The 11,073-nt window shown below is 68.3% G+C and carries 12 protein-coding genes; 6 read left to right on the forward strand and 6 right to left on the reverse strand.

From position 1 onward, the window contains the following. Positions 1-52: 52 nt before the first annotated feature. On the forward strand, positions 53-946 hold the full coding sequence (locus ABCR94_RS33840) for a YwqG family protein (RefSeq protein ID WP_347124741.1): 894 nt from the start codon (positions 53-55) through the stop codon (positions 944-946). Between the two features lie 59 nt (positions 947-1,005). Here the strand turns inward: ABCR94_RS33840 and ABCR94_RS33845 are convergent, their stop codons facing one another. Both ABCR94_RS33845 and ABCR94_RS33850 read right to left on the reverse strand, forming a co-directional pair. Next, the gene (locus ABCR94_RS33845; protein ID WP_347124743.1) at positions 1,006-1,665 is read right to left on the reverse strand and encodes an SCO2207 family protein; all 660 of its coding nucleotides are present in this window, start codon (positions 1,663-1,665) and stop codon (positions 1,006-1,008) included. A gap of 346 nt (positions 1,666-2,011) precedes the next feature. After that, on the reverse strand, positions 2,012-2,371 hold the full coding sequence (locus ABCR94_RS33850; RefSeq protein WP_347124744.1) for an arsenate reductase family protein: 360 nt from the start codon (positions 2,369-2,371) through the stop codon (positions 2,012-2,014). Between the two features lie 120 nt (positions 2,372-2,491). On the opposite strand from ABCR94_RS33850, the gene ABCR94_RS33855 reads away from it, so the two are divergent. From ABCR94_RS33855 to ABCR94_RS33870, 4 genes are all read left to right on the forward strand, one after another. Then, positions 2,492-2,773 (forward strand): hypothetical protein, encoded by a 282-nt coding sequence (locus ABCR94_RS33855; protein WP_347124745.1) that lies wholly within the window; start codon positions 2,492-2,494, stop codon positions 2,771-2,773. A 318-nt stretch (positions 2,774-3,091) separates the two neighbouring features. Beyond that, complete coding sequence (locus ABCR94_RS33860; protein WP_347124746.1) at positions 3,092-3,961, forward strand: HalD/BesD family halogenase; 870 nt, start codon at positions 3,092-3,094, stop codon at positions 3,959-3,961. A gap of 130 nt (positions 3,962-4,091) precedes the next feature. After that, the gene (locus ABCR94_RS33865) at positions 4,092-4,955 is read left to right on the forward strand and encodes a class I SAM-dependent methyltransferase (protein ID WP_347124747.1); all 864 of its coding nucleotides are present in this window, start codon (positions 4,092-4,094) and stop codon (positions 4,953-4,955) included. Then, positions 4,952-6,796 (forward strand): choline/carnitine O-acyltransferase, encoded by a 1,845-nt coding sequence (locus tag ABCR94_RS33870; protein ID WP_521978425.1) that lies wholly within the window; start codon positions 4,952-4,954, stop codon positions 6,794-6,796. Before ABCR94_RS33865 ends, ABCR94_RS33870 begins: the two co-directional genes overlap by 4 nt. Before the next feature lie 76 nt (positions 6,797-6,872). On the opposite strand, the gene glnA is transcribed toward ABCR94_RS33870, so the two are convergent. After that, positions 6,873-8,282, reverse strand: a complete 1,410-nt coding sequence (glnA, locus tag ABCR94_RS33875) for a type I glutamate--ammonia ligase (protein ID WP_347124749.1) — start codon at positions 8,280-8,282, stop codon at positions 6,873-6,875. Between the two features lie 198 nt (positions 8,283-8,480). Between glnA and ABCR94_RS33880 the strand changes: the two genes are divergently transcribed. Beyond that, positions 8,481-8,948 carry an RDD family protein gene (locus tag ABCR94_RS33880; protein ID WP_347124750.1) on the forward strand — a complete coding sequence of 156 codons (468 nt, stop codon included), beginning with the start codon at positions 8,481-8,483 and terminating at the stop codon, positions 8,946-8,948. Positions 8,949-9,033: 85 nt separating this feature from the next. On the opposite strand, the gene ABCR94_RS33885 is transcribed toward ABCR94_RS33880, so the two are convergent. From ABCR94_RS33885 to ABCR94_RS33895, 3 genes are all read right to left on the reverse strand, one after another. Continuing rightward, positions 9,034-9,729 (reverse strand): DUF4191 domain-containing protein, encoded by a 696-nt coding sequence (locus tag ABCR94_RS33885; protein WP_347124752.1) that lies wholly within the window; start codon positions 9,727-9,729, stop codon positions 9,034-9,036. Between the two features lie 19 nt (positions 9,730-9,748). Continuing rightward, positions 9,749-9,952, reverse strand: a complete 204-nt coding sequence (locus ABCR94_RS33890; RefSeq protein WP_347124754.1) for an SCO2195 family GlnR-regulated protein — start codon at positions 9,950-9,952, stop codon at positions 9,749-9,751. Positions 9,953-10,193: 241 nt separating this feature from the next. Then, on the reverse strand, positions 10,194-11,072 hold the full coding sequence (locus ABCR94_RS33895; protein ID WP_347124755.1) for a lipoyl synthase: 879 nt from the start codon (positions 11,070-11,072) through the stop codon (positions 10,194-10,196). Position 11,073: the final 1 nt, after the last annotated feature.

Genomic DNA, 11,073 nt, shown 5'->3' on the forward strand with positions numbered 1-11,073 from the left:
CAGAGCCCGCGCTTACTCTTCGATCAGTGTTCGAGACTGTCCGGAGGCCGCGATGACGCGCACCACACCACCACGTCCCGTCGACATCGAAGCGTTCTTTCCCGAGCTGGCCGCGCTGCGCCGGGACGCGGTGCGGCTGCATCCCCGGGCGGGCGACCCGGGGATCAGGGACAGCTCGGTGGGCGGCCCCCTGTTGTGGCCCGAGGACGAGGCCTGGCCGCGCTGCGACGAGGAGCATCTGCCGGTCGCCTTCGACACTCCGGAGTCCGAGCCGGTGCCGCTGGTGCCGGTCCTCCAGCTGTACGCCGCCGATGTGCCGGACCTGCCGTATCCGGCTGGCAGCGATGTGCTCCAGGTGCTGTGGTGCCCGTTCGAGCACGAGCCGCAGTACGCGCCGCGCCCCCGGCTCCGGTGGCGCTCATCGGCGGTGGACACGTTGGCGGTGCTGGACGCGCCCAGGCCGGTCGGCGCGCCGGACGACCATGTGCCCGATGCGTGTGTGGTGCACCCCGAGCGGATCACCGAATATCCGAGCTGGGACCTGCCGCCCGAGCTGTCCGAGGCGCTGCGCGAGCGCTTCGACCAGTTGGAGGGCCGGACCGGTTGGGCGTACCAGCACCACCTGTCCGTGGCCGGCGGCATCAAGACGGGTGGCTACCCGGACTGGACGCAGGAGGCGGACTGGCCCGACTGCGCGGGGTGCGACCGGCGCATGGAGCATCTGCTGACCGTGGGCAGTGTGGAGTTCGACGGCGCGTCCTGGCGGAGCTGGCTGCCCGAGGAGGACCGGCCCAAGGCGGGTACGGTCCTCGACCTGCCCTACGAGGAGCGGATGGCGGTGCAGTGCGCACCCGGCCTGATGCTGGGGGACATGGGCGGGATCTACATATTCGAGTGCTTGCACTGTTCCGACAGACCGAGTGCGTACCGCTTCGACTGCTCGTGAGGCTGCGAGCGCTTGTGAGGCAGGGCGCGTCAAACCGGGAGCGGTACGTTGCTCCCGGGTCAGCCCACGCGCTCGATGCGGGCGTTGCGGATCAGGAACTTGCCGGCCTCGCGGACCTGCTCGAACGCGGCGTTGTTCAGCAGGGCGCAGCTGCCGGACGTCGCTGTGACCTCCACCGTCGTGGCCTTGTTGTTGTCCAGGTTGGTGACTTTCAGCTGGGTCCCCACGGGGAACTCGTTGCTGGACGCGGCAGGGGCGCCGGCCTCACCGGAGAGCGTCACGGTCGATCCGGCACACACGACCTCGCCGCCACCCCCGGCCTGATCATCACCGCCACCGGCCTCGTCCCCGGCGTCACCGCCACCCTCGGCGGGCGGCTGCTCCTCTGCGGGCGGCTGCGCTTCGGCCGGTGGCTGCGCGGCTTCCGCACCGCCGTCTCCCCCGCCGCCGACCTCGCAACCGGACGCCTCCTGCTGGACGTTGATCTGCTTGATGACCGCCTCGCGGTTGGCGATCCGCGCCTCCGACTGGGCATCGGGATTGGCACGCTGCCCGGCGATGAACTTCTCGTTGTTGGCCAGCGCGGTCGTCAGCCCGTCGCAGGCCACCGAGGCCTGACTGGTGCCCGTCATGACCACGGCGGTGCCGCCGACCAGTGCGGCGGCGCCCAGCAGCAGGGCGACCTTCTTCTTCCGGCTGAGGGTCTTCTTGCGCGACACGTGCGACTCCTGTCCTCGGGGGGCGGTGTGCCATGACGTACGGACCGGAGACAGGTTCGTCTCAGCCGCCACATCAACAACTTCCACACCAGAGGCGCCAATGAGCCGTGGCGATTGACCCATTGGCCGACGATTCGTACACGGAAATGCACCAGGTGACGGGTCGCGCGGGCCCGCAAATTCATAGCTATGACAAGAATGAGCTTCCTGAACGCGTCTCCTGAACGAGCTTCGTGAACGAGCTCCCTGGCCGGCCTCCCCGGCGGGGTCCCCGGGCCGGGCTCCCGGCCGATCTCCCCGCCAGGGCCCCCGGCCGCGCCGCCTGACCGCGGCGCCCGCCAAGCGGTCAGCGTGACATCGCGTCCCGTACGGCCTCGTCCGTGCGCCCCACCACGGCCGTCCCGTCGTCCGCGGTGATGATCGGCCGCTGGATCAGCCGGGGGTGCTCGGCCAGCGCCGTGATCCAGCGGTCGCGCGAACCCGCCTCGCGGGGCCAGTCCTTCAGGCCGAGCGCCTTCGCGTCCGCCTCGCCCGTACGCGTGATGTCCCACGGTTCGAGCCCGAGCCGGCCGAGCACCGCACGGATCTCGTCCGGCGACGGCGGGTCGTCGAGGTAGCGGCGGACGGTGTACTCGGCGCCCTGCGCATCGAGCAGATCCACCGCGCCGCGGCACTTCGAACACGCGGGATTGATCCAGATCTCCATACCGCCAACGGTACGGCAGCCCACCCCGCAAAGACCGCCTGGCCAGGGCCGATTGTCAGTGGTAGGTCGTAAAATGGAGTCAGTCCCCAAGGGTTCCACCACCGCGCCAGGAGGTTGCCGATGGCCGTTGCCGCTATGACGACGATGACCCTTCCGCTGCAGTTCGAGCAGCCCTTGCCGAAGAAGCCTCTGCCCGCGGGCCGGCCCCGCGAGTGGTACGTCTCCCACAACCGCCGCCTCAAGGCCATGCGCCTGGCCATAGCCCTACTCGACACGGGCGTCTACCACCCGGCGCATGCCGACAACCACACGATACGAGCGACCGCGGAGCGCATAGGGATCCATCCGCCGTCCGACATCACCTGCCGCATGGTCCGGGCCCTGATCCGCTACGGCCGCTGACCGCAATCCAGGCACCGGCCGGGCCGCGCGGCCCGGCCGGCACCGAAGAAGCCCCTGCGGCTGTACCGCACCCACGAGAAGATCTTCCACGGCAAGTGCCCCTGAGGGGGCGAGCCCCTGACGCGTATCGACGCCGCGCTTGCCCGTGGACCGCCCGCAGAACGGCCAACGGGCCCCGACCGACCGTTTCCCACTCCTGCCACGAGCTCCTTCTGCGAGCTTCTTCCACGAGCGGTCTGGCGGCGCGATCAAAGCTTCAACTAGGTTACTAACCAGTAGACTTGCGGCTCGCGGCTTGCGGAAGGATCGAAGGATCGAATGAGCACCTCGGAAGCCCCACCGCTGGACCAGCTGGTAGACACGGCCCGGTACCCCCTGTCGGAGACCGACAGTGCCGACGGAGAGGCCGTGATCTCCCGCGCCCGGCACGAACTGTCGACTCTCGGCTGCACGGTGCTCCCGGACTTCATCCGGCCCTCGCTCCGGGAGACCCTGAGCCGGGAGTGCTCGGACATCGCCCCCAGGGCGCACTTCGACGTGGAGACGGTCAACGTCTACAACATCGCGGTGGACTCGGCGCTGCCCGAGGACCACCCCGGCCGCAGAACCTTCCAGCGGGGCAACGCGTTCGTCGCGCGGGACCGTATCCCCACCGACTCCCTGATCAGCAGGCTCTACGGCGATCAGGTCTTCCAGCGCTTCATCGCCCGCTGCTTCGGACTGCCGCGACTGCACGAGCTGGCCGACCCGCTCTCCGGACTGGTGCTCAACGTCGTCGAGCCTGGAATGGAGCACCCCTGGCACTTCGACACCAACGAGTTCACCGTGAGCATGCTGACCCAACAGGCGCAGGCCGGCGGCATCTTCGAGTACTGCCCGAACATCAGGTCCGCGCACAACGAACGCTTCGGCGACGTCCGGGACGTACTCGAAGGCAAGGGCGAGCGGCTGACGAGACGACTCCCCCTGCAACCCGGTGACCTACAGCTCTTCAAGGGCCGCTACGCGCTGCACCGGGTGAGCCCCGTACGGGGCGAAGTCGCCCGCCACTCCGCGATATTCGCTTACAGCGAGCGCCCCGGCATCATCGGGAGCGTGGCACGCACCAGACAACTTTTCGGCCGGGCACTGCCCGAACACCTGGCCGGGGAGGGCCGGGCGGTCCGCGGAGACCGACTGCTGGATTAGCGAGCGGCGAGAGCGCGCAGTCTTCGTAGGCGGTCCGGACGATTTCCACACCGCGATGCACGTCTCGCGACACGTCTCGGGATCCATGTCCTGCGATTCACGTCCTGCGATCCACGGAGGAGCAACCCCTGTGCGTTTCGACACGACCGGAAAAGTTTCGCTCGACCACATCTACACCCAGCCCGACCCGCGCGCCTACTTCAGCGTGCTGCGCCCGCTCGGCTACTGCATTCCCCAACAGGCCAAGCCCTACTTCGCCAAGCTCATAAAGGAGTACCGCGAGTCCAGGCGCGTCGCGGTACCGCAGGTGCTGGACATCGGCTGCTCGTACGGGATCAACGCGGCCCTGCTGAAGTACGACGCGACCATGGACGAGCTCTACACGCGCTACTGCGGCGACGAGGGCGGCCCGGACACCGGGGCCGACCCGCGCACCCGCGGCGTCGTGCTGGCCCGCGACCAGGAGCTGTCCCGCTCCCGCAGGCCCGCGCACGGCATCCGCTTCGTCGGCCTGGACACCTCCGGCAGCGCGCTGGCCTACGCGCGCGAGGCCGGGTTCCTGGACGACGCGGTCCACGCCGACCTGGAGGGCCACGAGCCGACCCCGCAGCAGCGCTCCCAGCTCGCCGGGACGGACCTGATCATCTCCACTGGCTGCCTGGGTTACGTGACCGAGCGGACCCTCACCCGTGTCGTCCAGGCGCAGGGCGAACGGCGGCCCTGGATGGCGCATTTCGTCCTGCGGATGTTCCCTTTCGACGCCGTCGAAAGCGAGTTGACCGCACTCGGATACCGGACCACCCGCGTCGACGAGGTCTTCAAGCAGCGCCGGTTCGCCTCCCCGCAGGAACAGGCGCTCGTACTGGACAAGATGTCGGCCGCCGGAGTGGATGCACGGGGCCTGGAGGCGGAAGGCTGGCTCTACGCACAGCTCTACCTCTCCCGGCCGTACGGAACCTCAGCACCCCATGACCTGAATCGAGAGCACAAGTGAACACCAGCCAGAAAGCGCCGGCCACGGAGACTTCATCCCAGGTATCCCAGGCCTCCCGCACCTTCTCCCAGGAGGACAACCTGCCGCGCGTACCGCTGCCCACACTCGATGTGAGCTGCGAGAGGTTCCTCGCCTGGTCCGCGCCGCTGCTGACGGCGGACGAGCGGGCGGAGACCGAGGCGGAGGTGACCGCGTTCCTACGGCCCGAAGGCCCCGGCCGGGCTCTGCACGCGGCGCTGGAGGAGTACGACGCGACCCCGGGCGTGCACAGCTGGCTCGACACCTTCTGGCCGTACCGCTACCTGGGCCGCCGGGACCGGATCGCGCTCAACGCCAACTTCTTCTTCCTGTTCCAGGACACCGGCCGGCCGCAGGTGGAGCGGGCCGCCGGGCTCATCGCGGGGGCCGTCAACTACAAGCGGCAGCTCGACGAGGAACTCATCGCGCCGGTGATGCAGCGCGGACGGCCCCAGTCGATGGTGCAGAACAAATTCCTGTTCTCCGCCACCCGGATCCCCGGCGCCGAACTGGACACCGTACGCAGTCCGTATACCGAGCAGTGGCCCGGCCCGTCCACGGCCCGGCACATCGTGGTGTTCTTCCGGGGCGGCATGTTCCGTCTCGACGCGCTCGGCCCGGACGGCGTCCCGCACAGCCTGGACGACCTCCGGGCGGGCCTGCACGCCGTCATGAAGGCCGGCGCCGAACCGCCCGCCCCCGACACCTCGGTGGGCCACCTCACCACCATGGCCCGCGCACAGTGGGCGGCGACCCGGGACACTCTGCGCGCCCGCGATCCGCGCAACGCCCAGGCGCTGGACGACATCGAGACGGCCCTGTTCTGCGTCTGCCTGGAGGACTTCGCCCCGGCGGACACCCAGGACACCTGCGACCAGCTGCTGTACGGCGACCGGGGCAACCGCTGGTTCGACAAGGCCGTGTCCCTGATCGTCTTCGCCGACGGCCGGGCGGGCATCAACGTCGAACACTGCGAGCTGGACGGCACCACCATCCTCAGCTTCGTCGACGCGCTGCTCACCACTTCGCCCGAGAAGCACGCCGAGCAGTCCGGAGCCCGCACCCAGGGCCCGCCGACACCGCACCCGCTCACCTTCGACCTGGACTCCGCACTCCGCGCCCAAATCCACTCCGCGGCGGACGCGTTCGCGGCGTACGGCGAGGCCACCGCGACCAGCACCGTCTCCTTCGAGGACTTCGGCGCGAACACCATCAAGGCACTGGGCGTCTCCCCGGACGCCTTCGTCCAGCTCGCCTACCAACTGGCCCACCAGCGTGCCAAGGGCCACCTGGGCGCCACGTACGAGTCGATCGCCACCCGCCAGTACCGCAACGGCCGGACCGAGGCGATGCGGGTCGTGACACCCGAGGCACAACGCTTCGTCACAACGATGGAAGACCCGACAGCGGACCCGCAGACCCGCCGCACGGCGTTCCGCGCCGCCGCGGAGCAGCACGTAACGCGCGCGAAGGAGTGCCAGATCGGCCAGGCCCCCGAGCAGCACCTGTGGGAACTGGAGCTGATCCAGCGCCGCCGCGGCACGGACCTCGGCGTATCGGAACAGCCAGCCCTCTACCGCACCCCCGGCTGGTTGAAGATGCGAGACGACTACCTGAGCACCAGCTCGGCCCCGTCCGCCAACATCCAGTACTTCGGCTTCGGCGCGACGAGCACCAAGTGCATCGGCATCGCCTACGTCCTGCTGCCGGACCGCTTCAACCTCTACCTGAGCACACCGAAGCCGGTGGCAGCCCAGATGCTCACCTTCGCCGACCGGCTCGGGGAGGCGGTGGCGGAACTGCGGGAGCTGCTGGCGCCGTAGGACCGTAGAAACGGCCGAGGGCCGTCCCCCCGCGTTTCGCGGGGGGACGGCCCTCGGCCGACAGTACGGCGACGATTTAGATGTCGAAGTACAGCTCGAACTCGTGCGGGTGCGGTCGCAGCTGGATCGGGGCGATCTCGTGCGTGCGCTTGAAGTCGATCCACGTCTCGATCAGGTCGGGGGTGAAGACACCGCCGGCCAGCAGGTACTCGTGGTCCGCCTCAAGGGCGTCAAGGACGGCCGGGAGCGAGGTCGGGACCTGCTGGACGCCCGCGTGCTCCTCGGGGGCCAGCTCGTAGAGGTCCTTGTCGATCGGCTCCGGCGGCTCGATCTTGTTCTTTACGCCGTCCAGGCCGGCCATCAGCAGCGCCGAGAACGCCAGGTACGGGTTCGAGGACGGGTCGGGCGCGCGGAACTCGACGCGCTTGGCCTTCGGGTTCGAGCCCGTGATCGGGATACGCATCGCGGCCGAGCGGTTGCGCTGCGAGTAGACCATGTTGACCGGGGCCTCGAAGCCGGGGACCAGGCGGTGGTACGAGTTCACCGTCGGGTTGGTGAAGGCGAGCAGCGAAGGGGCGTGCTTCAGGATGCCGCCGATGTAGTAGCGCGCCATGTCCGAGAGGCCCGCGTAGCCCTGCTCGTCGTAGAAGAGCGGGATGCCGTTCTGCCACAGGGACTGGTGGACGTGCATGCCCGAGCCGTTGTCGCCGAAGATCGGCTTCGGCATGAAGGTCGCGGTCTTGCCGTTGCGCCAGGCGACGTTCTTCACGACGTACTTGAAGAGCATCAGGTCGTCGGCCGCGGCGAGCAGCGTGTTGAACTTGTAGTTGATCTCGGCCTGGCCGGCGGTGCCCACCTCGTGGTGCTGGCGCTCGACCTGGAGGCCGTTCCTGTCCAGCTCCAGGGAGATCTCGGCACGGAGGTCGGCGAAGTGGTCGACCGGCGGGGTCGGGAAGTACCCGCCCTTGTAGCGGACCTTGTAGCCACGGTTGTTGTCCACCGCACCGGTGTTCCAGGCGCCTGCCTCGGAGTCGATGTGGTAGAAGGACTCGTTCGCCGAGGTCTGGAAGCGCACGCTGTCGAACACGTAGAACTCGGCCTCGGGGCCGAAGTACGCGGTGTCCGCGAAGCCGGTGGAGGCGAGGTAGGCCTCGGCCTTCTTGGCGATGTTGCGCGGGTCGCGGCTGTACTGCTCACCCGTGATCGGGTCGTGGATGAAGAAGTTGATGTTGATCGTCTTGTCCTTGCGGAACGCGTCGACGCGCGCCGTGGACAGGTCGGCCCGGAGGGCCATGTCGGACTCGTGGATGGCCTGGAAGCCGCGGATCGAGGAACCGTCGAAGGCCAGCTCCGCGTCCGGGTCGAATGCCTGAGCAGGAATCGTGAAGTGCTGCATCACGCCCGGCAGGTCGCAGAAGCGGACATCGACAAACTTGACGTCCTCGTCCGCGATGTACTTCTTACAGTCGGCGGCGTTCTGGAACATCCAACTCCTCCTACTCCCACCCGGGGCGGGGTGGGGTTGCAGCTGTTCGTGCAGCCAGTGCGGTGGCACACGCTGGACCTGACCATAGGTAGCCAGGATTTCTCCAGCATGACCCATTTGTTTCGCCCAAGTTAACCGGACTGGGTGCGGAAGGGCCCGACCGGCAGGTCACGAAACCGCGCGCAGTACCGTGGACGGGTGGACAACAGGCAAGTAATCGGATCGTGGCTCTCGGGGCCGCGCGCGGCGGCCGAGGAGATGGGCGTCGACTTCGGATACCGGGGCAAGCGGCTCGGTCTGCCGGAAAACGGGCCGGGATCGATCGCCCCGCTCGGGCGGCGCTTCGGCGCCCTCTTCGTCGACTGGGTGCTGTGCCTGGTCATCGCGTACGGGCTTTTCGCCCGGGGCGACCAGCAGGCGGCGGGCAACTGGGCGCTGGGCATCTTCCTCGTCCTGCACGTTCTGACGGTGGGCACGGTCGGCTCCACACCGGGCAAGCGGCTCTTCGGCCTGCGCGTCCTGCGCGAGGGCGGCGGCCGGCTCGGCTTCGGCTGGGTCGTGGTGCGGAGCGTGCTGCTCTGCCTCGTCATCCCGGCCCTGGTCTGGGACCGCGACGGCCGTGGCCTGCACGACCGTCTCGCCCGCGCGGTGCAGGTCCGGATCTGAGGGAACGCAGCGATCTGAGAGAGCGCAGTGAAAGGCGGCCCGGACCTCATGGTCCGAGCCGCCCTTGTCATGTGGATGGATGTAGTTACTGTCGCGGTCCCCGCATGCCACGTCCGGGCACGGGCCCCTTCGGCAGCGGCATGTTCGACATCAAGTCGCCCATCGCCCGCAGCCGGTCGCTCGCCGCCGTCACCTGGGGTCCGCTCAGTACGCGCGGGAGCTTGAGCATTGTGGTGCGCAGCTTCTTCAGCGGCACCTGGCCCTCGCCGTTGCCCACCATGATGTCGTGGACCGGTACGTCCACGACGATGCGCGCCATCTTCTTCTTCTCGGCCGCCAGCAGGGTCTTGAGCCGGTTCGGGTTGCCCTCGGCCACCAGCACGATGCCGGCCTTGCCGATGGCCCGGTGCACGACGTCCTGGCTGCGGTTCATCGCAATCGCCGGAGTCGTCGTCCAGCCACGGCCCACGTTTTCCAGCACAGCGGCCGCAGCGCCCGGCTGGCCCTCCATCTGTCCGAAGGCAGCTCGCTCTGCGCGGCGTCCGAAGATGATCGCCATCGCGAGGAATGCCAGCAGGAAACCGAGGATGCCCAGATAGACCGGGTGATCGATCAAGAAGCCGATGGCGAGGAACACACCGAAGGTGACGATTCCCACACCCGCGACGACAAGACCGACCTTCGAGTCGGCTCGCCGGGTCATCTTGTAGGTCAGGGCAATCTGCTTGAGTCGCCCTGGGGTCGCAGTGTCCGCGTTGTCTGCGCTTTCCTTCCTCGCCATGCCGGGAAGTTTACGTTGCCTACGAACTTCGGCTAGCCACGGCCTCAAGTACGTGCTGCGCCTCGACCCTGTCCTTGGCCCTGCGGCGGTCCTCAAGCACGGAAGTCCAGGCGTTCCTGCGTGCGGTGCGCTGCGGGCTGCCCATCAGCAGCGACTCGACGGCGCGGAGAGCATCGGTGACGGACGGGATGGCGGTGGCGCGTACGGGCGTCGCGGCCTGCATGGTGGGTGTCCCTCTCGGAGCGGGTGACTTAAGGAACGGACGCGTGCGGAAGTGCAGCTGTGCGTAAACCTAGGGTCACTGATTGGTGTTACCAGCGCATGACCGGCCGGTCAAACACGGATGAAACCTTGATGCGCCGGGCGCAAACGTTGACGCGGCCCGTACGCGCCCCCCACCTGCGGGGACCGTGCGAGCCGCGTCATCTCGGCCATTACTGGCCAGTAATTGCTTGTGCCCGGATTCACACAGCCGGGGTGGCGGCCACTTCGCCGCGTCGCTCCATCGCCTGCTTGAACAGCCTGCCCGCGCGGTACGAGGAACGGACCAACGGGCCGGACATGACACCCGAGTAGCCGATGTCCTCGGCCTCCTGCTGAAGCTCCACGAACTCGTGCGGCTTCACCCAGCGCTCGACGGGGTGGTGCCGCGGGGTGGGGCGCAGGTACTGGGTGATCGTGATGAGCTCGCAACCCGCGTTGTGCAGGTCCTTAAGTGCCTGGGTGACCTCGGAGCGCTCCTCGCCCATGCCCAGGATGAGGTTGGACTTGGTGATCAGACCGGCCTCGCGGGCCCTGGTGATCACTTCGAGGGAGCGCTCGTAACGGAAGGCGGGACGGATCCGCTTGAAGATGCGCGGCACCGTCTCGACGTTGTGCCCGAGTACCTCGGGACGCGACGAGAAGACCTCGGCCAGCTGCTCGGGCACCGCGTTGAAGTCGGGGATCAGCAGCTCGACCTTGGTCTGGCCCTCGGCGCGCTCCGCGGTCATCGCGTGGATCCGGCGCACCGTCTCGGCGTACAGCCAGGAACCGCCGTCCTCAAGGTCGTCGCGTGCGACGCCGGTGATGGTGGCGTAGTTCAGGTCCATCGTGACGACGGACTCGCCCACGCGGCGCGGCTCGTCCAGGTCGAGGGCGTCGGGCTTGCCCGTGTCGATCTGGCAGAAGTCGCAGCGTCGGGTGCACTGGTCGCCACCGATGAGGAAGGTCGCCTCGCGGTCCTCCCAGCATTCGTAAATGTTCGGACAGCCGGCCTCCTGGCACACGGTGTGCAGGCCTTCGCTCTTCACGAGGGCCTGCATTTTCGTGAACTCCGGACCCATCTTCGCCCGGGTCTTGATC

Origin of the sequence: Streptomyces changchenzhani (assembly GCF_039766235.1) — a bacterium.
Classification (GTDB): Bacteria; Actinomycetota; Actinomycetes; order Streptomycetales; family Streptomycetaceae; genus Streptomyces.